General features: G+C 41.7%; 21 protein-coding genes. All 21 read right to left on the bottom strand.

Annotated elements, in window-relative coordinates; genetic code table 11:
* Window positions 1-54 precede the first annotated feature (54 nt).
* The 21 genes from V6B33_RS09650 to truB all read right to left on the bottom strand — a co-directional run bounded on the left by V6B33_RS09650 (window position 55) and on the right by truB (window position 24,918).
* Window positions 55-1,014: an ABC transporter permease gene (locus V6B33_RS09650; RefSeq protein WP_334217530.1), complete on the bottom strand. Its 960-nt coding sequence runs from the start codon at window positions 1,012-1,014 to the stop codon at window positions 55-57.
* A complete protein-coding gene (locus V6B33_RS09645; protein WP_334217529.1) occupies window positions 1,015-2,064 on the bottom strand; it encodes an ABC transporter permease in 1,050 nt (349 codons plus the stop codon).
* Window positions 2,057-3,592: an ABC transporter ATP-binding protein gene (locus tag V6B33_RS09640; RefSeq protein ID WP_334217528.1), complete on the bottom strand. Its 1,536-nt coding sequence runs from the start codon at window positions 3,590-3,592 to the stop codon at window positions 2,057-2,059. Before V6B33_RS09640 ends, V6B33_RS09645 begins: the two co-directional genes overlap by 8 nt.
* Window positions 3,593-3,876: 284 nt before the next feature.
* Window positions 3,877-4,974, bottom strand: a complete 1,098-nt coding sequence (locus V6B33_RS09635) for a BMP family lipoprotein (protein ID WP_334217527.1) — start codon at window positions 4,972-4,974, stop codon at window positions 3,877-3,879.
* A 53-nt stretch (window positions 4,975-5,027) separates the two neighbouring features.
* Window positions 5,028-5,753: a GntR family transcriptional regulator gene (locus V6B33_RS09630; RefSeq protein ID WP_334217526.1), complete on the bottom strand. Its 726-nt coding sequence runs from the start codon at window positions 5,751-5,753 to the stop codon at window positions 5,028-5,030.
* Between the two features lie 496 nt (window positions 5,754-6,249).
* Window positions 6,250-8,610, bottom strand: coding sequence for an FtsK/SpoIIIE family DNA translocase (locus V6B33_RS09625; RefSeq protein ID WP_334217525.1), 2,361 nt, complete (start codon window positions 8,608-8,610; stop codon window positions 6,250-6,252).
* Window positions 8,611-8,802: 192 nt separating this feature from the next.
* Window positions 8,803-9,009 carry a YlzJ-like family protein gene (locus V6B33_RS09620; protein WP_334217524.1) on the bottom strand — a complete coding sequence of 69 codons (207 nt, stop codon included), beginning with the start codon at window positions 9,007-9,009 and terminating at the stop codon, window positions 8,803-8,805.
* Window positions 9,006-9,755: a ClpP family protease gene (locus tag V6B33_RS09615; RefSeq protein ID WP_442915512.1), complete on the bottom strand. Its 750-nt coding sequence runs from the start codon at window positions 9,753-9,755 to the stop codon at window positions 9,006-9,008. The genes V6B33_RS09620 and V6B33_RS09615 overlap by 4 nt, the downstream gene beginning before the upstream one ends.
* Window positions 9,756-9,964: 209 nt before the next feature.
* Window positions 9,965-11,632 carry a ribonuclease J gene (locus tag V6B33_RS09610; RefSeq protein WP_334217523.1) on the bottom strand — a complete coding sequence of 556 codons (1,668 nt, stop codon included), beginning with the start codon at window positions 11,630-11,632 and terminating at the stop codon, window positions 9,965-9,967.
* A 292-nt stretch (window positions 11,633-11,924) separates the two neighbouring features.
* A complete protein-coding gene (gene dapA / locus V6B33_RS09605) occupies window positions 11,925-12,794 on the bottom strand; it encodes a 4-hydroxy-tetrahydrodipicolinate synthase (RefSeq protein WP_334217522.1) in 870 nt (289 codons plus the stop codon).
* 24 nt (window positions 12,795-12,818) lie between these two features.
* Window positions 12,819-14,057 carry an aspartate kinase gene (gene dapG, locus V6B33_RS09600; protein ID WP_334217521.1) on the bottom strand — a complete coding sequence of 413 codons (1,239 nt, stop codon included), beginning with the start codon at window positions 14,055-14,057 and terminating at the stop codon, window positions 12,819-12,821.
* 86 nt (window positions 14,058-14,143) lie between these two features.
* Window positions 14,144-15,190, bottom strand: a complete 1,047-nt coding sequence (gene asd / locus V6B33_RS09595; RefSeq protein ID WP_334217520.1) for an aspartate-semialdehyde dehydrogenase — start codon at window positions 15,188-15,190, stop codon at window positions 14,144-14,146.
* Between the two features lie 183 nt (window positions 15,191-15,373).
* Complete coding sequence (locus V6B33_RS09590) at window positions 15,374-15,967, bottom strand: dipicolinate synthase subunit B (protein WP_334217519.1); 594 nt, start codon at window positions 15,965-15,967, stop codon at window positions 15,374-15,376.
* Window positions 15,964-16,866: a dipicolinic acid synthetase subunit A gene (gene dpaA / locus V6B33_RS09585; RefSeq protein WP_334217518.1), complete on the bottom strand. Its 903-nt coding sequence runs from the start codon at window positions 16,864-16,866 to the stop codon at window positions 15,964-15,966. The genes V6B33_RS09590 and dpaA overlap by 4 nt, the downstream gene beginning before the upstream one ends.
* Window positions 16,867-17,420: 554 nt before the next feature.
* Window positions 17,421-17,654 (bottom strand): YlmC/YmxH family sporulation protein, encoded by a 234-nt coding sequence (locus tag V6B33_RS09580; protein WP_334217517.1) that lies wholly within the window; start codon window positions 17,652-17,654, stop codon window positions 17,421-17,423.
* 120 nt (window positions 17,655-17,774) lie between these two features.
* Entirely contained in the window at window positions 17,775-19,016 is a 1,242-nt protein-coding gene (locus V6B33_RS09575; RefSeq protein WP_334217516.1) for a M16 family metallopeptidase, read from the bottom strand.
* Window positions 19,017-19,047: 31 nt separating this feature from the next.
* On the bottom strand, window positions 19,048-20,052 hold the full coding sequence (locus V6B33_RS09570; protein ID WP_334217515.1) for a polysaccharide deacetylase family protein: 1,005 nt from the start codon (window positions 20,050-20,052) through the stop codon (window positions 19,048-19,050).
* Between the two features lie 127 nt (window positions 20,053-20,179).
* Window positions 20,180-22,300 (bottom strand): polyribonucleotide nucleotidyltransferase, encoded by a 2,121-nt coding sequence (gene pnp / locus V6B33_RS09565; RefSeq protein WP_334217514.1) that lies wholly within the window; start codon window positions 22,298-22,300, stop codon window positions 20,180-20,182.
* Window positions 22,301-22,641: 341 nt separating this feature from the next.
* The gene (gene rpsO, locus V6B33_RS09560; RefSeq protein WP_334217513.1) at window positions 22,642-22,911 is read right to left on the bottom strand and encodes a 30S ribosomal protein S15; all 270 of its coding nucleotides are present in this window, start codon (window positions 22,909-22,911) and stop codon (window positions 22,642-22,644) included.
* A gap of 135 nt (window positions 22,912-23,046) precedes the next feature.
* Window positions 23,047-23,991, bottom strand: coding sequence for a bifunctional riboflavin kinase/FAD synthetase (ribF, locus tag V6B33_RS09555; RefSeq protein WP_334217512.1), 945 nt, complete (start codon window positions 23,989-23,991; stop codon window positions 23,047-23,049).
* An 18-nt stretch (window positions 23,992-24,009) separates the two neighbouring features.
* Window positions 24,010-24,918, bottom strand: coding sequence for a tRNA pseudouridine(55) synthase TruB (gene truB / locus V6B33_RS09550; RefSeq protein ID WP_334217511.1), 909 nt, complete (start codon window positions 24,916-24,918; stop codon window positions 24,010-24,012).
* Window positions 24,919-24,988 lie beyond the last annotated feature (70 nt).

The raw sequence follows: 24,988 nt of genomic DNA, 5'->3' as shown, positions 1-24,988 counted from the left end.
TCACAAAAAAAGAGCGCCTTTGTTGATTATTCAACATAGACACTCTTTTTCTAATTAACGGCTTCCTTTTACGTATGGTGTGCCTAATGCTTTAGGGGCATCTGCACGGCCGATGAATCCTGTCAATGCCAGGATTGTCAGGACATAAGGTGCGATTAATAAATAAACACTCGGAATATTTTCGAATAATGGAATGCTGCTTCCGATGATACTTAAACTTTGTGCAAAACCGAAGAACAAAGCTGCACCCATCGCACCAAGGGGGTGCCATTTACCAAAGATCAAGGCTGCCAGAGCCATGAACCCTTGCCCACTGATCGTGGCATGACTGAAATCAGAAGAAATGGACTGAGCATATACTCCACCGCCGACACCTGCGAAGGCACCAGAAATGATGACACCGATATACCGCATTCTTGTTACGTTGATTCCCATTGTATCAGCAGCCATCGGGTGTTCACCTACAGAACGAAGTCTCAATCCGAATGGCGTCTTAAACATGACGTACCATACAATGACTGATACAAGAATGGCCACAAACGGAGGCCAGTAAGTATTCGAGAAGAAAATATCACCAATAACCGGGATTTTGTGCAATAGTGGAACGTCCACTTTACCAAACCCTTCTGAAATGATATCTGTTTGACCTTTTCCATAGATTCTTTTTACGAGGAACAACGTCAAACCGATGGCAAGTAAGTTTATCGCCACACCGGATACAACCTGATCAGCCCTGAATGTTATGGATGCAACTGCATGCAGTACGGCAAGCAGTCCCCCCATTACCATTGCGACAAGAAGCGCGACCCACGGTGTAGCAGAACCAAACGTATCGGCAAAAGTAATATTAAATACGATACTTGAGAAGGCACCAATGACCATAAGACCCTCTAGACCAATATTAACAATACCGGATCGTTCTGAAAACGCTCCGCCCAAAGCAGTGAAAATAAGTGGCGAAGCCCATAATAATGTTGAAGGGATAAGTATTACTAAAATATCCATCAAGCCCACTTATTTCACCCCCTTTTTACTGAATCGTTGAATTAAATAACGGATCATATAACCTGAAGCTACGAAGAATATGATAAGTGCGATGATGATATCAACCAATTCATGCGGTATGCCAGCTTCAAGAGGCATATTTAAGGCTCCTACCTTTAGACCACCAAACAATAGTGCTGCAAATACAACTCCGATCGCAACATTACCGCCTAATAGCGCTACTGCGATACCATCAAAACCTACACCAGTGAATCCGCCTTTGATCGATGCGTACCCGAATGTCCCAAGTCCTTCCATCGCTCCGGCAAGCCCAGCGAAAGCACCTGAAATGACCATCGAAAGGATGATGTTTCCATTTACATTCATCCCTGCATATTGGGAAGCATGCTGATTGAACCCGACAGAACGCAGCTCATATCCGCGCGTCGTCTTCTCCAGCAGGAACCACATGATGAATACACATGCAAGTGCAATGAAGATTCCCCAGTGTAAACGGGAGTAGTCCGTGATACTTTCAAAGAAGGGAGATGTTAATGAAGCTGAGTCTGCAATATAATCTGTTCTATCCGAACGTTCAGTTAGAACATCACGGATAATTGAATTTGTCACATGTAAAGCAATATAGTTCATCATGATTGTTACGATAACTTCGTGCACTCTGTACTTGGCTTTCAATAAGCCCGGGATGAATCCCCAAATCGCTCCTGCCAGCGCTGCAGCGATGATTGCCATTGGCAAATGGATGATTTTGGGGAGGTCTTCAAAAGCAATCCCCACCCATACAGCTGCCATCCAGCCCACAATTAATTGTCCTTCTACTCCGATGTTGAATAATCCAGTCCTGAAGGCAAATGCAACAGCAAGTCCAGCCAGAATGTATGGAGTAACCTGCCTGATTGTTTCACCGACATAGTAGATTTCGCCAAAAATCCCTTGCCAAAGAGCTGAATATCCCGCAACGGGATCATAGCCGCTGACAAGCATGATAATGGTACCGACAATGATACCCAAAAGGACAGAAATAACCGGGATTAATATATTTGTTATTCGATTAGACATTTGCGTTTTCCCCCGTTCCCTTTCCTTTCGAACCGGCCATCAATAGACCAAGCTCTTGTTCAGTCGTTTCTTTCGGGTTTACGACAGCTACGATTTGACCCTCATAGATGACCGCAATACGATCACTGACATTCATGATTTCATCCAATTCGAATGAAATCAACAATACAGCTTTCCCGTTATCCCTCTGCTCGATAAGACGTTTATGGATAAATTCAATTGCACCTACATCCAATCCCCGGGTAGGCTGTGCAGCAATCAACAGATCCGGATCACGGTCAATTTCACGTCCGATAATCGCCTTTTGCTGATTCCCGCCGGATAATGCCCTTGCAAGAGTGAATTCAGACGGTGTCCTGACATCGAACTCAGAAATCAGTTTTCTCGCCTGATCGTATATATTCTTATAGTTCAGAATTCCTTTCTTGGAAAAAGGTTTCTTATAATAGGTTTGCAGAACCATATTTTCGCCTATAGGGAAATCCAATACCAATCCGTGTTTATGCCTGTCCTGGGGTATATGTCCAACCCCGGTCTCATAAATTTTACGCGGTTTCAAGTTCACTATTTCTTTGCCATTTAACTTGACGGAACCACTTTGCGCTTTATGAAGTCCGGCGATCGCTTCGATCAGTTCCGTTTGTCCATTTCCATCCACGCCCGCAATTCCCAGAATTTCACCCGCCCTGACCTCCAGGTTCAGTGATTTAACGACTGGGACGTTCCTGCTATCCTTTACATTCAAGTCTCTTATTTCAAGTACATTCTCAGCAGGGGTTGCTTCTGTTTTATCTGTCTTGAAAGTCACTTCACGACCAACCATGAGGCTGGCGAGGCTGTCAGGATTGGTATCAGAAACTTTTACGGTTCCAATCCCCTTCCCCTTTCTGATAACGGTTACATTATCACACACTTCCATAATCTCTTTGAGTTTATGAGTGATGAGAATAATAGATTTTCCTTCTTTAATAAGAGTTTTCATTATCTGAATGAGTTCCTTGATTTCTTGCGGGGTCAAAACTGCTGTAGGTTCATCAAAAATCAGAATATCAGCTCCGCGGTAAAGCGTTTTAAGAATCTCTACACGCTGCTGCATTCCCACTGAAATGTCTGATATTTTAGCAGAGGGATCCACCTTCAACCCATATTTCTCGGAAATGTCTGAAATATCTTTTTCTGCTTTTTTAATATCTACAGATGCCCCGGCTTTCGGTTCTCTCCCCAGGATGATATTCTCAGTGACTGTAAATGTATCCACCAGCATAAAATGCTGATGAACCATGCCGATTCCCAAATCATTCGCAATGTTAGGGTTTGTGATGTTTACCTTCTTGCCTTTGACTCGAATTTCACCCTGCTCTGGCTGATATAGTCCAAATAAGACGTTCATTAACGTTGACTTACCTGCACCGTTTTCACCAAGAAGCGCATGAATTTCACCTTGTTTCAGCTGGAGGGTAATATTATCATTTGCTACGATGCCCGGGAATTCCTTTCGGATATTCAGCATCTCAATTACATAATCCATTGCTTTCACTCCTTGTGTAGGCTAGTGATAATTAGTTTAGTAGTTAGAGGTCAGACCTTGGTCCGCCAGAAAAAAAGGGGCTGCCCCCTATTAAAACTCTAAATGAAAGATAGAAGGTATGCTTTCTATACTTCAATTAAAATTTTAATATAAAAAAATAGTCAAATATTATCAACGGCAAGTGAAACGATTAGTACTATTTATCCACTCTCATCTGTAAAGAAAAAGGGATAAGAGACCGGCATTCCATGGCCCGCTTATCCCCGATATCACTTGACGAACGATTATTCTGCAGAGAAAGATTTTGCCTCATCAAGAGATTCAGGTACTGTGATATCTCCATTAGCGATCTTTTCTTTCCACTCGTTCACTTTCGCCATTACTTCATCTTTGTTTGAAAGTTCATCATTAAGTTCAGCAAGTCCTACACCGTCTTCGTTAAGACCGTAAGAAATGACTTCTCCACCTGGGAAGTTACCTTCTTTTGCTTTGTTAGAAAGGTCAAGTACTGCGTTGTCAACACGCTTTAAAGAAGAAGTCAAAACGATGTTATGGTCTCCAACTTTCCCTTCCGCAGTTTGATCAGAGTCAACACCGATTGCCCAGATTTCACGGGAAGGATCTTTTTCTTTTAAATCACGTGCTTCTTTGAATAGACCATTACCTGTACCACCGGCAGCGTGGAATACTACATCTGCATTTTGAGAGTACATTTTAGAAGCGATTGTTTGACCAAGTTCAGCTTTGTCAAATGCACCTGCATAATCAGATACAACTTCAGCTTCAGGGTTAACCGCTTTAACACCGGCTAAGAAACCGGAGTGGAAACGTTCGATAACTGGAATTTCCATTCCACCGATGAAACCGATTTTATTTGTTTTTGTTGCTAAACCTGCTGCCACACCTGCAAGGAAAGAACCTTCTTGCTCTTTAAATGTGATGCTGGCAACATTTGGCTGATCAACAACCGCATCAACGATTGCAAAGTGAGCGTCTTTTTGCTGTCCTGCAATATCATTGATTGCGCCTTCCATCAGGAAGCCAATTCCATATACTAAGTCAAAATCTTGACGAGCTAATGTGTTTAAGTTTGTAGCATAGTCCGCATCAGATTGAGATTGAAGGTAATCGTAACCGCTTTTACCTTTTTCTAATCCGTGTTCCTCACCGAATGCTTTCAAGCCTTCCCAAGCTGATTGGTTGAATGATTTATCATCTACCCCGCCAACATCTGTAACCATTGCTACTGTAAATTGATCTTCTTTACTCTTTCCGTCACCACTAGATGCACCTTCTTCTTTCTCGCTTGAACCACAAGCACCTAATAATGTACCTGCTGCAAGAACAAAAGACAGCGCTAAACCGAATTTACGCTTTTTCACCTAGAGTACCCCCCAAAATTTTTGTAGTAATAAATTAGTAGAAAGATTGTTTGCTAGACACGTTTCCTTAAAACCTGGAAGCTGAATTTGTCTGATCGGAAATAGTTGACTGAATACAGGATGGGCTCATCATTCTCATCAAAATGCATCTGTTTGAGTACGAGTAAAGCTGTTTCAGGCTCGCAATTCAGAATCGGAGAAATCTTATCATGGTATCCCATCGGTTCGATCTGGGCGACAGCATGCGTGATTCTTCTATTCTCGCGGTTTTCCAATACAGAGAATATTGAATTGTCTTCATGCGTGAAATTCCTGGACAGGACTCTTTCAGGAATTTTGTCTACACAATACACCACCGGTTCCCCGTTGGCTGTACGAACACGTTCAACCAGAGCAATGTTCTCTTCTTCTTCACTTTGAAACCTTTTGACATCATCCTCTGTCGCTTCTTGAGTCGTTGAACTTAAGAAAATGGTTCCCGGCTCCATCCCTGCCTGCTTGATCATATTAGATACACTGTTTAATTGCTCAATCCCTGATGTGAAAAGGGGTTTGGCATTCACAAATGTTCCTACACCATGCCGGCGGATAATGACACTTTCTTCTTCAAGGATCCTTAATGCTTCTCTGAGAGTAGCTCTGGAAACACCCAGTTGTTTGGAAAGATCAAATTCAGAAGGAAGTTTTTCTTTTTCTTTATAAACTCCTGCATCAATATCCTTTTTCAAACGGTCAATAACTTGTAAGTATAAATGTCGATTGTCTGTTTTAATTGTCACTGGAACCACCACCAAATTTTCTCAAGACATCAGACCTCTGATGTATATCTTTCCTACTAATCGAAAATACTATAACACTTTTCTTTTAATAAATAAATAGCATTATGTGATTTTGTCGAAAAAAAAGACCAATAAGGCAATTCTGAAAATTTTTCTGGTAAAAACAAGGAGAAATATCGGTATTTTCGCATATTAGTGTTGCAAATTTTACCTTATTGTTACATAAGACAACTTATCACCTCTTGTTATTACAATTTTGAAATAATTTTATTCTAATTGTAACCGCTTTTAATAGTATATCACATTGGTGGATAAACAAGAATACTCAAAAATAAAACGGTTTCATTTGACCTGTGACTATCAATTATTTTGGGTAATTTATGATTGAGTAAATAAAGGACATATTACAAGCATCCGTATTAATGAGAACAAAAAAAGAGTGAGTCCCCTTCTTTCATGGAAACTTCACTCTTTATAGATGTTTCATCTTTTCATATTACGCGTTTTGCTCCTCTGAAGGTTTACCGATCAACACTGTTCTCGGCTTACTTCCTTCATAAGGACCGACCACTCCTCTTACTTCCATTTCGTCTATTAATCGTGCGGCCCGTGTATATCCTATCCTGAATCTTCGCTGAAGCATGGACACTGATGCTGTTTGCATTTCGGCAATTAATTGGACAGCATCATTATATAATTCATCCTCTGCCTCACTGCTGCTAGCTTCATCTGGGACATCATCCGGAATCATTTCTTCCTGATACTGAGCCTTTTGTTGTGAAATAACGAAATCAACCACTTCTTCTACTTCCTCATCGGATAAGAATGCACCTTGTACCCTCGTTGGCTTAGATGCTCCCACAGGCATAAACAGCATATCTCCGCGGCCTAATAGCTTCTCGGCACCACCAGAGTCCAATATTGTTCTGGAATCTGTCTGAGAGGATACAGCAAATGCAATACGGGAAGGAATATTCGCTTTAATCACGCCTGTAATGACATCGACGGAAGGCCGCTGTGTAGCAATGATCAAATGGATTCCCGCCGCACGTGCCATTTGGGCAAGTCTCGTGATTGCATCTTCTACATCATTGGAAGCTACCATCATCAAGTCAGCTAACTCATCTACAATGACAACAATATATGGAAGCAACGGCTGTTTCTCTTCATTCTCGATATTCTGCTTTTTCACATAATCATTATACCCTTCAATATTCCTTGTACCTGTGTGGGAAAACAATTCATAACGGCGTTCCATTTCACTTACTACTTTCTTAAGCGCCTGTGATGCCTTTTTTGCATCGGTCACAACAGGTGCCAGAAGATGGGGAACACCATTGTAGACGTTTAGTTCCACCATTTTCGGATCAATCATCATCAATTTTACTTCATGCGGCTTAGCCCGCATTAATATACTGGTAATAATTCCATTAATACATACACTCTTCCCGCTGCCTGTCGCACCAGCAACAAGTAAATGGGGCATCTTATTCAGTTCAGCCAATACGGCTTCTCCTGTAATATCTCTTCCCAATCCAATCTGAAGCTTCGAATCCGGCTTGTTATGCTGTTTTGAATCCAGCACCTCCCGTAATGATACCATTGCTACTTCTGAATTCGGGACTTCAATGCCAATTGCTGACTTTCCGGGAATCGGTGCTTCAATACGAATATCCTTAGCTGCCAAGGCTAAAGCCAAATCATCACTCAAGTTAACGATCCTGCTCACCTTCACCCCTACATCAGGGTGGACTTCATACTTTGTAACCGCCGGTCCCAGATGAACCTGAGTCACCTTTGCTTTCACACCGAAACTTTGGAAAGTTCTTTCCAGTTTTGCGGCATTTGCATGAATCAACTGATATTCATTGCTTTGATCAGTCTGCTTCGGACTTTTTAATAAAGCTAAGGAAGGAAGTTTATAATCTTTATTTTCCACTTCTGTAAAGGTTATAGGCGGAGAAGCTTCTGTTTCTCCTTCTTCCTGCTTTGCTTTCCCGGTTGGAGTCCCCTGCCTTTCCGTTTCAACTGTGGTAGGAACGTTCTCCTCTTTGACAGGCGGAGTTCCCCCGTATGCTCTTTCTGCAAAGTTAGAAATGATAGGCTCAATCTTCTCTTCTTCATTACCATCTTCCTGAAGGGGAGGAGATTCTATCTTTTTCGACTCAACCTTTGCTCTTTGCTGTTTCTCTGACTTTTTCTTTCCCTTTGTTTCCTTCCAATCTGTCATGTCATTCTTAAAGGCTGCCCATTGACTGCCTATGAAATCGCGGAAACGAGAACCAATTCTCCCAAGTACCTCGCCAAGCGACTTGCCTGTTACCAGTATGATTCCTATTAAAATAAACGCAGCACTGACAATCCTTGCACCCTGGGAATCAAAAAGGAAATATGATACAGCAAAAAGGATACTGCCGATCATCCCCCCGCCAAGATCCGATGTGCTGGACTCGCCATTAACATCCATCCAATATAAATCCCAGGTGTTCATGATGACACTCGGATTTTCAAAGTTACCGTCATTCGATAACAAATCAAATAATTTCACATGACTCAGCAGTAAAAAACTGGCAATAATAATATAAAGACCGAGTAAACGCCTGCTGAATAATAAAGGGACTTCCCGTTTCACCATCAGGTATCCTGCTATATACAGCATCAATAATAAGGCCGCCATGTACCATTCACCAAGAAAAAATCGAAAGAAATACACGAAAGCCTTTCCAACTGCTCCAAGCTCTATAATGGAGATAATACTCAGTGTGATCAGAGCAAGACCGGTAATCTCATACTTGATCGTTTGTTTCAATGACGCGCTTGTGGAAGCACGTTTCTTTCGTTTTTTTCGTTTTGCCAATATGATTCACCTAAATTCTATAAAATACTTTGCTGTTATGTAATTGAAGAAAGGGCTGAACACTTGGGGCAAATCGCGTGCCTAAGGTGTCAGTCCCTTTCCCTTTAAATGGAATCCGTTTTACGAATCAGATGCAGCTCTTCCACATTTATTATAGCATAACCAATATTTTCAGAGAATCCTCTTTCTTCCTTAATTCGTGATAAATTCACCTGGACATATAGTGCCAGTCATATAATGGGCTGGATCACTGCTCATGATACGGACGATCCTGTATTTATTATCAACCTGCTGTACAAGAAGCGGGATACCTTGATGCTCAATCATCATCTGACCGCTGAATTCTGTTTCATCTGCAGGATAAATCTGTTCTTGAGGAACAGTCGTATATAAAATCATTGTATCAATCCTTCTTTTTGTTCACTTTGTTTCTTGCTGTCGATCAATTCATTAAGTTTCTGTATGGCAGCACCAATTCCGCCGATTCCATCAATCAGGCCATAATCAACCGCATCATCCCCGACTACATTCGTACCGATATCACGGGTGAGATTTCCTTTTGCAAACATTAAATCTTTAAATGCTTCTTCTGTGATATTACTGTGTTTTGTAACAAAGCTTACAACACGGTCCTGCATTTTATCAAGATATTCGAATGTCTGCGGCACACCGATGACTAATCCCGTTAATCGAACAGGGTGAATCGTCATCGTCGCAGTGCTTGCAATATAAGAGTATTGGCAGGATACTGCAATCGGTACACCAATACTGTGTCCGCCTCCGAGTACGACAGAAACGGTAGGTTTGGATAAAGAAGCAAGCATTTCCGAAATAGCGAGTCCTGCTTCTACGTCACCGCCAACAGTATTCAGAATAACCACAACACCCTCAATTTTTGGATTTTGTTCAATGGCCACCAACTGGGGGATGACATGTTCATATTTCGTCGTTTTATTTTGCGGAGGCAGCTGCATATGACCTTCAATTTGTCCCACGATTGTCAGGCAATGAATATTCGAATCCTGTGATAGCTGAGGGACATTTGTCTGTCCCAATTGCTGTATTTTCTCCATTAATCCTGACGGCTTGTCTTTACCGTCCTCTTCGCCTTTATTTGGCTGATTTGGCTGAGGCTCACGATCCATGTTTAGATGATTCTCATTCATAATGACATCTCCTTCTTCAATACGTTTCTTTTGTTATTATTTTTATAAGAGGCCATTTTCATACTATCTATCGTTACATAGGCGATGTCATTATGATTTCTTTCTTATCAACAGAGATATATACACAAAGAAAAAGCTATCACCTTATGATTAAGGGATAGCTTTTTTCACAGCTCATGAATATCGATTTACACTTCCATGATGATCGGTAAAATCATCGGTCTTCTTCTTGTTTTATTGAATAAATAGTAATTCAACTGATCCCGGATATCCTGCTTGATCGCAGACCATTCGAATGAACCTTTTTGTAGATAAGTTTGTACGACATCATTAACGATTCCTGAAGCTCCTTCTATCAATTCCTCGGATTCCCTGACATAAACAAATCCGCGTGAGATGATTTCAGGACCCGCTACAATCGACTTAGATCTGCGGTTGATTGTTACCACCACAGTGAATACACCGTCTTCTGAAAGCAATTTGCGGTCACGCAGCACGATATTTCCAACGTCACCAACACCGCTTCCATCAATCAGGACATTTCCGGCAGTGACCCTGCCGCTCATTTTCATCTTGCCATCTTTAAATTCAAGGACATCACCCTTATCCAGGATGAATATCTTTTTATAAGGCAGCCCGGTATCATGTGCAAGCTGAGAGTGGGCTACCAGCATTTTATACTCTCCCTGAATCGGTATGAAATGTTTAGGTTTCATGATATTCAGCATAAATTTCAAGTCTTCCTGGCTGCCGTGTCCCGATACATGTACTCTTTTGTTCGCTGTCAGCACCTCTGCGCCTGCCCTGAATAACATATCAACAGTCCGTCCCGCAACCACTTCCATTCCAGGGGAAGGAGTCGCTGTTATTAGAACTGTATCCCCCGATTCGATGTTCACCAGACGGTGTGATTTCTTTGCCATCCTCTGTAATGCTTCGAATGGTTCACCTTGAGTACCTGTTGCGATGATGACGATTTCATCATTTGGGTAATTTTCTATATCATCCAAAGAAATCAAGATTTCATCACGGGTATGTAAATAACCCAGCTTTAATGCAACATCATAAACACGTTTTAAGCTTTTACCGACAACTGCCACCTTACGGTTATTTTGTTCTGCCGCATCAAAGACCTGTTGAAGGCGTATTAAATTCGACGCAAAGCATGCAACAATGATCCGTCCCTTAGCAGTGCGGAAAGTCTTTGTAAGCTGATTTGCAATGACAGCTTCTGATGGCGTATAACCCGGCCTTTCCGCCTCGATGCTGTCCGATAAAAGACAAAGGACACCTTTGTCCCCGATTGCCGCCATTTTACCCAAGTCCGGTCTGTAGAGATGTTTAACGGACTGATCAAATTTAAATTCCCCTGTATGTACGATTACACCTTCAGAAGTGTGGATACAGACTCCAACTGAATCCGGGATACTGTGTGTTGTCCTGAAGAAAGTAACCTGGACTCCCTTAAAATTCAGGAGACTGTCTGAATGAACTGTGAAAAACTTAACATCCTCATGAACCTGCTCGTCTTTTAAGCGTGCTTTTACAAGAGCATTTGTCAACTTCGTTCCGTAGACAGGTGCTTTAATTCTGTTCAGTACATACGATATGGCGCCGATGCTGTCTTCATGTCCATGGGTAAGAAAGATCCCTTTGACACGATCTTTGTTTTCAACAAGATACTGGATATCAGGAATGACGATATCAATTCCGAGCATTTCATTTTCCGGGAACATCAGCCCAGCATCAATGATGAATATTTCGTTGTCTACTTCCACGACGTACATATTCTTGCCTATTTCTCCTACTCCGCCTAATGGAATGATTCGGATTACTTCATTTTTTGTCTTACTCACAATATGTGTCCTCCTATGTTGTGCTTCCCCGATCTGTAATCAGTCAGATTCATTATACTTGATAACTTTTTTTAAGTACAACCAATTTTCCCCTGTTGAGGAATGATTAGGTGCAGAGATATACTACTGTATAAGGTCGAAGTATGCATCAATTTTCTACCTAACTATTTCGATGCCGCTTTACAAAATCCTTTATTTTCTTTTTATGTTTGGCTATTTTCTAATAGATTGCAGTTTCCCGGTTGAAAGAAAAAATGTGCAGAAGTCTCTGCACATTCCCGTTCTTCTTACTTTATATCGTATTCAACAAACGACTGAGCTTCGTTCTTTCTGTTTCACTGAGAGGAATAAGAGGAAGACGCACAGACCCCACATCCAGTCCTTTCAATTGCAGTGCCGTTTTGACAGGCGTCGGACTCGGGCTCGTAAATAATCCTTTCATTACGGGTAATAATTTTTGATGAGTTTTTGCGGCGGCAGATACGTCGCCCTCCACAAAGTATTTAATCATCTCCTGCATTTCACTTCCGATGATATGAGAAGCAACCGAAACAATTCCATTTCCGCCAATGGACATGATCGGAAGGGTCAGACCATCATCACCGCTATATAAAGAAAAGTCATCTGGAGTATTGGAAATTATATCCGTCATTGCATCCAAATTACCTCCGGCTTCTTTTACAGCAATGATATTTTCGACTTCTGATAATCTGATGATTGTCTCCGAATCAATATTTACTGAAGACCTTCCCGGTATATTATAAAGCATTACGGGTAAGGAAGTTGAATCCGCAATGATCTTAAAGTGCTGAAACAACCCATCCTGACTGGGCTTATTATAATATGGGGCCACCAGCATAATCGCATCCACGCCTGCTTCTGCTGCTTTCTTCGTCAGTTCGATTGACGCATGGGTATTATTGCTTCCAGTTCCTGCAACAACCGGGATTCTTCCGTTCACGGCTTTGACCACATGTCGAAATAATGCAACCTTCTCTTCTTTTGTCAATGTAGGTGATTCACCAGTAGTCCCTGCCACAACGAGAGAATCCGTACCATTATCAATCAAGTAATTTATCAGCTGAGTCGTTTTTGAAAAATCTATATTACCTTTATGATCAAACGGTGTGACCATAGCTGTTGAAACACGGCCAAAATTCAAACTTTACACTCCCTTTATTAAGTTCTATCCTGCTTTGAATGTGCTGTAAGGCTTTTCTAACTGAAATGTATCATGAAGAGCATTCACTGCACGAATTAGTTCGTTTTCTTTCACCAGAACCCAAATCGTCGTATGGCTGTCTGCGGATTGCAGAATCCTGATGCCATTATCAGACAAAGAAGTGACAATTGCTGAGGTGACACCAGGCACTCCTGTCATCCCTCCCCCTACCACGGAAACTTTTGCGCAATTTTCTTCAACCACGGGTTCATGCCCTTTCTTCTTTAACACCTTTATGGCTTTTTCAGCTAAAGATGAAGCAACGGTATAAACGACTCCCCTGGGGGAGATATTGATGAAATCCACGCTTATTCCTTCGTTTGCCATTGCTTTGAATACTTCTGCCTGAAGATTGTATTGATCCTTTTTTGCGAATACTTTAATCTGAGTCAATTGACTTACGTGCGCAATACCAGTGACAGGGTGATTTCGGAATTCCTTATGAGCCTTCGTATTTTCTGCAGTCGTTACTAGTGTGCCTTCACCTTTCGAATAGGTGGATCGAATTCTCATAGGAATATGGGAATTCATGGCGATCTCGACTGCTCTCGGGTGTATCACTTTCGCTCCCTGATATGCCATATTGCAAACTTCATTATAGGAAACGACCGAAATCGGTCTGGCTTTTGCAGAAATTCTCGGATCCGCAGTCATCACGCCTTCAACATCTGTGAAGATGTCAATAAATTCGGCTTTTAGTGCGGCACCAAGCGCAGAAGCAGAAGTATCACTGCCCCCTCTTCCAATCGTTGTGACATCTCCTTCTTTCGTTGCACCTTGAAAACCTGCCACCACCACAGCATCATGAGTTTCAAGCTCTTTGTATAGACGGGTGCATTGCATCTCAATAATTTTTGCATTATTAAAATCACGATTCGTAATGAAACCTGCCTGAGCCCCTGTCAATGCCGTGGATCTGATGCCATTTTCCAGCAGCAAATTCGAGAATACCAAACTCGAGATCGTTTCCCCGCAAGATAATAGTAAATCCTGTTCCCTTTTACTGACACGGGCATTTGGACCGCCGATCAAAGATAACAAAGAGTCTGTGGCATACGGCTCACCTTTTCTGCCCATCGCTGAGACAACGACTACAGCCTTATAGCCCTTTTCGATCGCTTCTTTGATATGAGTAAGAGCCTTTAAACGATTTTCTTCATTTCGTACAGAAGTTCCACCAAATTTTTGAACGATCACTTTCATGACTACACCTCATTGTCAAAGTTCAAGAGGTATGAGAGGAACGAAATGGTGTATTTAAGGAAAGATTATTAGAATGATCCTCTTAATTACTTCACTAATCCCAGCTTCACTAAACTTTCAGCAATCTGTACAGAATTCCATGCTGCCCCTTTTAACAAATTGTCAGAGACTACCCACATGTGGAATCCTTTGTCTTCATCTAAATCTTTGCGCACCCTGCCCACAAATACATCCGGTTTTCCAACTGCGTATGCCGGCATAGGATAGACCTGCTCTTCAGGAATATCCTCAAGTGTAATTCCTGGCGCATCTTTCAGCAGTAAATGCAGATCCTTAACTGAGACGGATTCCTTTTCTATTTCAATATATACACTTTCAGAGTGACCTGTTACAACAGGTAATCTGACACATGTTGCCGATACCTTCAGGGAAGGCATATGCATTATTTTTTTTGTTTCATTGATCATTTTCATCTCTTCAAATGTGAACCCATTATCTTGGAACATGTCAATTTGAGGAATGGCATTAAATGCAATTTGATAATGCTTTTTATCCCCTTTCACAGGCAAAACAGCAGGCTCGTAAGACTCTTCATTTAATATCGCCTGTGATTGCTCATGCAATTCATCAATCGCCGCTGCTCCTGCGCCTGATACTGCCTGGTAAGTAGATACGATCACTTTCGATAAGCCATATTCTTTTCTGATCGGTTCAAGGGCTGCTGCCATTTGAATGGTTGAGCAATTCGGATTGGCAATAATACCATTATGAAGCTTGATATCCTCTTCATTCACTTCCGGGACGACCAGGGGCACATCCGGATCCATACGGTATGCACTCGTATTATCCACCACAACGGCACCGCGTTTGACAGCTTCCGGAGCAAGGAGTTTCGATACACTTCCCCCCGCACTGAACAAAGCAATATCCACGCCATTAAAGCTTTCAGGCTCAGCCTCTTCAACGGTCCATTCTTTGCCTTTAAAAGTAACGGTTGAACCCGCCGAACGGGCGGATGACAATAGAGTCAGCTTTTTGATCGGAAAATCCCTTTTTTCTAATGTATTGAGCATCTGTTGTCCTACTGCACCTGTAGCACCTACAACTGCTACATGAAAACCACTTGTATTCAAAACTCTTCTCTCCTTCCAGCCATTTATGTTTTCTCATAGTAGTTTAAAACAATTTAGTCATTTACTATAATAAAGGTTATTTTAACATAAACAATTATTTGACAATAGTGGTTTTTTCGATGAATTTATTAAAACGCAGGAAAAGAAGGCCATCTAACGAACAGATGATAGCCTTCAATGCAATTAATCCAAGTACTTTTCTATAATGACTGGCTGAAGTTGTTTCCCTTCTATAGCTGCCTCGATCGTTTCCTGAATGAGTGTCATTCTCGCGACCATTGACTTCGGTTTATTCTCTGGGGCATCCTGCCCGAATGGGATAAAATAAATGTCTTTCGTTGAAATCAGTCTCATCAGATTAATGCCGTTTAACCCTAATGCATCGTTTGTTGAAATCCCCAATACAACTGGACGATGATTTCTAAGGGTCGCTTTTGCAGCCATCAGCACCGGTGAGTCAGTCATTGCGTTGGCAAATTTACTCATTGAGTTGCCGGTCAGTGGTGCTATCACCATACAGTCCAAAGGAATCTTTGGCCCCAACGGTTCGGCTTTGACAATCGAATCAATCACCTTGTGACCCGTTACATTTTCTATGCGCTTAATCCAGTCTTCCCCTTTTCCGAACCTTGTTTCTGTATTCATGACCGTAGAAGTCACGATTGGCATGACTTCAGCTCCGTTTTGAACCAGCCTTTCAATTTCGGGGAATACAGCGTCGTAAGTACAGTGTGATCCAGTTAATCCAAATCCGATTCGTTTTCCTTTTACACTCAAGATAAGCTCTCCTTTCCAGAATCAATATCTTCCTCAAGAAGCTGTGCCAATACATTGGCTAATATTTGCCCGGCTGTTTTGGGAGCCACGATACCAGGCAATCCTGGTGCCAATAATGCTTTGATCCCCCTTTTTTCCGCAAAACGGAAATCGGTTCCTCCCGGTTTGGATGCCAGATCAATAATCAGGGTATGCGGGGGCATTTTAGCAATCACATTCGCTTTGATTATGGAAGTAGGAATCGTATTAATGCAGATATCACAGCTTTCCACCTCTTTTGACAGATGATCAAGATGGAAGGCTTTCAGACCCATTTCCGTGATTCTCGCCAGATGCTCGCTTTTACGAGCACCCACCTTCACTTTTGCTCCTAAATTACTGAATGTCCTTGCGACACTCATCCCGACTCTCCCCAATCCCAATACGACAATCGATGAGCCGTGGATAGTGAAGTCCGTATGTTGAATAGCCATCATAATTGTTCCTTCCACAGTGGGAATGGAATTATAGATGGCGACATCATCTCTCTCAAATAATTGAACCAATTTCCGATTTGTTGAATTGACTACATTATCCAAGTATTTATTGCTTATTCCTGAATAGATCGTACAGTGCCCTGGCGTTTGTGATACGATATCTTCAGTCAGACAGATTTTTTCATTAGAAAAGATCGTATCAATTTCTCCTTGTAGATTCGTGCCGGGTACAGGTAAGATGATGGCGTCCATAATGGAAAAGTCCACATCTTCTAACTTTTCCTTCGTTGCCCCTGTAAAGGCATGATCTAATTGTTCAAAACCAACTAGAGAAATCTTCGCATCCAGCTCTGTAAGCTTGCGAATGATCTCCAGTTGACGAGCATCTCCGCCTAGAACTGCGATCTGCATTCCGGTCAACATCACTGCTTTCACCTTCTTTTTACATAATCGCTATTCTAAATCCCTTTTCACTTCAACAGTGTATGTAAGGGGTAACTAATGGGTGAAAAGAAAAGCGGAGGGGCTTTGCTCAGAGGCGGGTGGCATAAGACGAACCGGCCGGGAAGGCGCGCTCTTTGCCTTCTTGGACGGTTTGGCTTATGACATGTGCCTCTAAGCCCCGGAGCTGGACAATAGAAAAGCGGAGGCGGCTTGCTCAGAGGCGACAAGCATAAGACAGGGCAGCCACAAAGGCGGCTCTTTGCCTTTGTGGATGGCATGGCTTATGTCTCGAGCCTCTAGCCGCCGGAGCTGGACAAAAGAAAAGCGGAAGGGCTTTGCTCAGAGGCGGGTGGCATAAGACGAACCGGCCGGGAAGGCGCTCTTTGCCTTCTTGGACGGTTTGGCTTATGACATATGCCTCTAAGACCTGGAGCTGGACAAAAGAAAAGCGGAGGCGGGTGGATATTAAAGAAAAATGGACAAAGAAAAAAACGAGGCAGCACCCCGTTCTGATTTACCTTGAATATAATTATTTATTCATTTGAAACTTCCAGTATGATCATATCCGTTCCTATCGTTCTGATCTGATGCCAAGGGACCCTGATTTCGCCTCCTTGCTTACGCATCCATTTGCCCGTCGGGATAACAAGGGCATGAATCTGGCCGGATCTATCATTAAACTCTAAATCGGTTTGGCCCAGCACTCCCAGTCTTTCCGCTTTCCTGAAATCCACTATTTCTTTTCCGCTCAGCTCACTTAATCTCACCGAAATCAATCCTCCTATTTGCCTTGTACTATAATGTATACAAAGTCCAATACTTTTAGAAGGATTTCTTTCTTCTCATACGAATAAAAGCAGGCCGCCGCCTGCTTTTATTCGTAAAGGTCATTGTTTGATATTTTTTGGAAGATTCCCATCAGGGCTGATCAGCGAAGCAGCATAGTCGTCTGTAAAAATGTCATTCGCGATTTGATTGACCTTTTCCATTGTGACTCCATCAATCTCATCTACAATCTCATCCAGCGTTCGGTGACGCTTTAATAACAATTCATTTTTCCCATTACGGCTCATGCGGCTGTTGGTACTTTCAAGACTTAACATCAGATTTCCTTTAAGCTGCTCTTTGCTGTTGGTCAACTCTTTCGAAGTTATGCCTTCTGCTTTTAATTCCTGCAGTGTCTGATTGATTGTATCAAATAATTGATCCAATTGATTCGCGCCTGTTCCTCCATAAATGGTTACCATCCCGCTGTCTTGATACGCTGAATGATAAGAGAATACGGAATATGCCAACCCTCTTTGCTCCCTGACTTCCTGGAAAAGACGGGATGACATGCTGCCGCCAACAATATTATTTAATACTATCAAATTGTAAATATCGCTGTGTCCAATTTGAAATCCGTCAAAACCCAGGCAAAGATGGGCTTGTTCGGTATCTTTTTTCCGTGCAAGTTTGTTGAAATGGAACGAAGGCTGACTTTTTTCCCCAGGTCCTTTTCCACCTTCATACGATCCAAATAATTTTTCTACTTCCTTGATGAAACTCTCTTCCACATTCCCAGCTATCGATACAACCACTTGATCGGGAGTGTACATATCGTGCATATATTGTTTTAATTTATTTTTATTAAACGTACTAAGTGTCTCTTCGGTGCCTAAAATAGGATAACCGAGTGAATGTTCTTCATAAACAGCCTTGCTGAGAAGGTCGTGTACGATATCATCCGGAGTATCTTCATACATTTTTATCTCTTCGTACACAACATTCTTTTCCTTACCCATTTCTTCTTCATCAAAGGCAGAATTAAAAAACATATCAGACAAAGTATGTAGAGCATATTCTGCATGATTATCAAGCACTTTAGCGTAGTAGCAGGTGTATTCTTTAGAGGTAAATGCGTTTACCTGGCCGCCTATACTGTCAAATGACTCGGCAATTTCTCTGGCCGACTTGGTTTTTGTCCCTTTAAAAAACATATGTTCAAGGAAATGCGAGATACCATTGTTATCTTGCACTTCATTCCGAGAACCGGTCGCAATCCAAATACCGATTGCGACTGATCGGACAGTAGGAATTTCTTCTAAAACGATTCTAAGTCCATTCTGGCATGTATGTTTCTTAATCAAAAAGTGTTCCTCCTATTCATGGTGCAGCAAATTATGAGTTATTCTTAACATTTCCCTGTTCAGGTGAATTATCAATATTCTCAATAATTCTTTCTTCTTTGAACAAACTCGAAATCGTCCCAAGCCGGAGCTGTTTGTCTTTTATTTGTACAATTAAGCTGTTTAAAGAATTTGCAGTGGAAGCGGTTGGATGCATAAGAATGATGGCTCCTTTATGCAGCTTGGACATCACACGGTTGATAAGTACATCGGGCTGAGGCTTTTGCCAATCGATTGTATCAACACTCCACATGATTGTACCCATGTCCATCTCGTTCGCGATCTTCACTACTTCATCCCGGTAACTGCCGCTTGGCGGTGCAAACCATTTCACTTTTTCTCCGGTGGTCACTTCGATGATCTCGTTTGTTTTTTTCAGCTCATCCTGTACTTTTGCTGTTTGAAGAATTTCCATATTTGGATGCGAATATGAATGATTTCCTATTTCATGCCCTGCATCCACGATCATTTTCGCTAAATCCGGATTATTCTTTACCCACCTGCCCTCTAGAAAGAAGGTAGCATAAATATGATGCTTTTTCAAAGTAGCCAGCATATCGGGAATATACTCATTCCCCCACGCTACATTAATAATCAAGGATACCATGGGCTTATCCGGATTCCCTCTGTAAATGGGGGAAGGCGGTAGATCGGAAAGATGCTTTTCAGGCCGAATCTGTTTATAAACAAGCTTTTCTTCAGAAAAAGACGCATCTTTTTTCATGTTCTTCAATGACTTTTGAACATCTATTTTTAACCCATTATAACCTGGAGTTGCCTTCCACACTGGATCAACTCTGGCATTTTGGGCAGAAAAAGATTTGTTTTCTGCTGCTTCTTTAATTTTTCTTAAGAGATCTTCATTGCTGCTATTGCCACTAACTGATACATATTCTTGTTTTAAGTTCCGGACATATTCATCCGATAAAGGATTTTCCACAGCTAATAATGTCAGAATAGCAATAACACAAATTCCAATCAAGTACTTTTTTTCCAACTGGGTTCACCTTCCTTCCTTTAAACATATGTGTTTATTGGACAAGGTAGAACGCAGTTTACTACATAGAAAAAGGCTGCCTGTCGGAAGAAATGCACTCCATACAGGACAGCCCGTCTATTAAGAGTTATGCTTGGTTTTGTTCTTCTTTTTCGCGTTGTTCTTTCAGAACGGCTTTTCTAGATAAGTTAACTCTTCCTTGATTATCTACATCAAGGACTTTTACCAGGATTTCATCGCCGATAGCCACAACATCTTCGACTTTTCTGATGCGTTCTTCAGCAATTTCAGAAATGTGAACCAAACCGTCTTTTCCGGCAAAGATTTCAACGAAAGCACCGAATTTTTCAATTCTCTTCACTTTACCGAGATACATTTGGCCAGCTTCAACTTCTCTTACGATATCTTCTATTGTTTTCTTAGCTACCTTATTCATTTCTTCATCAGTTGAAGAAATGAAGATGGTTCCATCTTGTTCAATATCGATCTTAACTCCTGTTTCGTCGATGATCTTATTGATCTGTTTACCGCTTGGTCCAATAACATCACGGATTTTGTCAGGATTGATATGCATTGTAAGAATCTTAGGAGCATACTGAGAAAGCGATGTTCTTGATTCTCCAAGTGTAGAAAGCATGCTGTCAAGGATTTGCATTCTGCCGATCTTAGCTTGCTGAAGTGCTTCTTCAAGAATCTCTCTTGATAAACCATCGATCTTGATATCCATTTGAAGTGCAGTAACACCTTTGGAAGTTCCCGCTACTTTAAAGTCCATATCACCCAAGAAATCTTCCATCCCTTGAATATCCGTAAGAATAGAATAATGTTCCCCGGATTTCACGAGGCCCATAGCAATACCTGCGACAGGAGCCTTAATTGGAACACCTGCATCCATCATAGCCATAGTACTCGCACAGATGCTTGCTTGTGATGTTGAACCATTGGATTCAAGAACTTCTGAAACTAACCTTATAGTATAAGGGAAATCTTTTTCATTAGGAATAACAGGCTCAAGAGCTCGTTCTCCCAATGCACCGTGTCCTATTTCACGACGGCCTGGTCCTCTGATCGGTCCAGTCTCCCCCACACTGAATTGAGGGAAATTATAGTGATGCATGAAACGTTTGGATTCTTCAATTCCTAATCCGTCAAGGATTTGAACATCCCCTAAAGCGCCTAACGTACAAATGCTGAGTGCCTGGGTTTGTCCACGCGTGAATAGTCCGGATCCATGTGTTCGCGGCAGAATTCCAACTTCAGAAGAAAGCGGACGGATCTCATCCACTTTACGTCCATCAGGGCGGACTTTTTCTTCCGTGATCAGGCGGCGGACTTCATTTTTAACAAATTTGTCCAGAATTTTCTTAACTTGCTTTAGAGTATCTTCTTCTGCTTCTTTTTCCTCGAAAGCTGCGATCACATTTTTTTTAACTGCTGAAATCGCCTCTTCCCGGGCGTGCTTCTCCTGAACTTGAATAGCAGGGATTAATTCTTCTTCACAAAGTGAACGGACCTCTGTTTCCAATTCCTGATCCAGTTCGAAGAGTTTAATCTCTAATTTTTCTTTACCTACTTTTGCTACAATTTCTTCTTGGAATGCAACTAAACGCTTAATTTCTTCATGACCGAACATGATTGCTTCCAGCATCGTTTCTTCAGGAACTTCATCTGCACGTGCTTCAACCATGTTAATCGCATCTTTCGTTCCTGCCACTGAAAGGTGAATCTCACTCTTTTCCAACTGCTCAACAGATGGATTAATGATGAATTCACCATCAATAAGTCCTACAATCACACCTGCAATGGGACCTTCGAATGGTATATCAGATACTGACAAAGCAAGTGATGATCCGAACATTGCCGCCATTTCTGACGAACAGTTCTGATCTACACTCATCACCATACTGATGACCTGGACTTCGTTACGGAAACCGTCTGCAAATAATGGACGGATTGGCCGGTCGATTAATCGACTTGCCAGGATTGCTTTTTCACTCGGACGTCCTTCACGCTTGATGAATCCTCCTGGGATTTTACCAACCGCATATAATCTTTCTTCATAGTTGACTGTTAAAGGAAAGAAATCCAGCGGTTTCGGTTCTTTAGATGCAGTTGCACTGCTTAGTACTGCTGTATCTCCGTAGCGCACCAATACTGCTCCATTGGCTTGTTTAGCCAATTGGCCGGCTTCCACCGTTAATTCTCTTCCAGCCCAATCGATGGAAAAGGTTTGTTTAGTTTGTTCCATAAAGTGTACCCCTCTCTTTATACATCACTTAAAGGGTGTCGGTTTTACCTTACCCGTTATAAATAAATTCAGTAATCTATATCATGCACATAAGTGCCGTTATATTCAAATAAGTTTGGATAGTAAAATCTTCGGTCAACCAGGTCTGCTAAATGCTCTATTGTGAACAGATCTTAAAACGTTCCTTATTATGTATTGTAGACAAAAACACACCGTAAGAATACAACTGCAACGAGTTCCCCGGGTGAAAAATCCAAAAAAATCATGGTGTATCATACAAAGATTTCCACTTATAAAAACTAAAGAAAAAGCGGGAAATATTCCCGCTTCCTTGTTTCTGATTATCGACGTAAACCTAATTTGGTAATTAACTCACGGTAGCGTTGTACATCTTTCTTACGCAGGTAAGATAAAAGATTACGACGGTGACCTACCATTTTAAGAAGACCGCGACGAGAGTGGTGATCTTTCTTATGAACGCGTAAGTGATCGTTCAGATTGTTAATTTCTTCTGTCAGGACAGCAATTTGAACTTCTGGAGATCCAGTATCGTTCTCATGTACTTTGTATTCACTGATAAGTTCGTTTTTACGTTCTTTCGTGATAGCCATCCTTTTCACCTCCTAATAATTTCTTTCAAATCCCCTGTTACTGAGCATACGTTGGTGAATCGTGATGCCAAGCAAAGGTTCATTTCATACGCTATTTAGAATACTACTTTTTTCTACAAAAATCAAGTGATTACCTCAATTTCTTGAAAAGTAGCTCATTGCGGTTTCTTTATCCCTTTGAATTTGAGTGATCAGCTCTTCTATACCCGAGAATTTCTGTTCATCTCTTATTCTTTCAAACCATTCAATATATACTTCTTCACCATAAATCGATGAATGGAAATCAAATAAATGAACCTCGATGGACAAGGAATATTCATCGGGATTTCTAAAAGTAGGTTTAAACCCTGCATTGCAGACACCATCATACCATTTGTCATAAATTTTCATCCGAACGGCATACACTCCGTTTTTAGGTGTCAAATAGTCATGAGCCAATTCTATATTAGCTGTCGGGAAACCGATCTTTCTTCCGCGTTTTTCCCCATGAATAACGGTACCTTTCATTCTGTATGGCCTTCCCAATAATTTGGTTGCGTTATTTATCTTTCCTTCTCTAAGACAATCACGAATTTTTGTTGAGCTCACTTTGTCTTCTTCTTCAGTCAATTTCGGCACCGTTGTAGAAGTGAATATTTCCCTGGAATGAAACGGAAGGGTCTCCATCGTTCCTTTTCCCATCCTCCCGTAAGAGTAATCAAATCCTGCTACTGCATGCACTACATTTAAATCTATGATATATTGATCCACAAATTCCTGAGGGAGGAGGCTGGCAAATTCTGAAGTGAAGCGGACCACAAATAAATAGTCCACCCCCAATCCTTCAATGATCTCCTTTTTATCCTCAAGAGGTGTTATGAAGTGTATATGTTTATGCTTATGTCCCAGTACAACTGAAGGATGGGGATCGAATGTCATGACAGCACTATGTACAATGCGTTCCCTGGCTTTTTCAACAGCCGTTTTGATGACCCTCTGATGCCCTTTATGGACGCCGTCAAAATAACCCAGTGCCATGACCATTGGAGGAAAGTCATCGCTACTGAACGAATGAGGATGATGTACGGTTATTATTTTCACAGTATTTCACCTTTTTCACTAGTCGTTGAATAGCACTTTAACAGGCTTAATAACCTCATATTTGTCAGGATGGCGCTGATAAATCGCGATGGCACGGCCATTATGCTCCATCACAACTTCTGAATCCTGCGGCCAATCCTCAGGTTCTTGTAAGCGTGCACCATTCTTCACTTTCTCTGCTAATGTATCATTAATTACCATTTTCGGCAAATGTGAAACTCCCGCTTCCAAGGGACATAGAAGGTCCTCAGTCCTTTCGGTTTTTACATAGTCGCCGACTTGTTCCAAAGTGAAACAATCAGCCTCTGTAAAGCCTGCTGATTTCGTTCGTGTTAGTGCAGACATATGGGCAGGAAAGCCCAACTGCTTTCCGATTTCAACTGCCAGGGTCCTTACATACGTACCTTTACTGCATGAGACTAAAAAGGTGAAAGAAGGATGCTTTTCATTCAGTTCAGCCCAGTCTTCCAGAAGCTCCAGCTGGTGTATATGGACACTCCTGCTTGGTCTCTCCACTTCTAATCCTTGCCTTGCATATTCATAAAGTCTTTTCCCATTTACTTTTACTGCCGAGTACATTGGAGGAGTCTGTGTGATTTCACCATTCAAATTTCTCAATACCTCTTCTACTCTGCTTCTTTTTATAGATATTGAAACAGACTTGGTTTCAACCACTTCTCCCCACACATCTTCTGTGGTAGTGGAATAGCCAAGTGTTACCTCACCTTCATATGTTTTTCCTGCTGAAGTAATATACTCTGCAATCTTCGTTGCCCTTCCGATGCAAATCGGCAGCACCCCGGATACTTCAGGATCGAGTGTCCCCGTATGGCCGACTTTCTTGGTTCGAAGCAATTTCCTTAATTTAAATACACAATCATGAGAAGTCATGCCCTTGGGTTTCCATAACGGTAAAATCCCGTTCATACCTAAACCTCCATTCATTAAATCTTTACAAACAAAAAGACTGACCCTTACGAAAAATGATTCCCGCATG

Source organism: Mangrovibacillus sp. Mu-81 (genome assembly GCF_036867415.1).
Classification (GTDB): Bacteria; Bacillota; Bacilli; order Bacillales; family Bacillaceae_B; genus Rossellomorea.
This window is presented reverse-complemented; position numbering and strand designations above follow the sequence as displayed.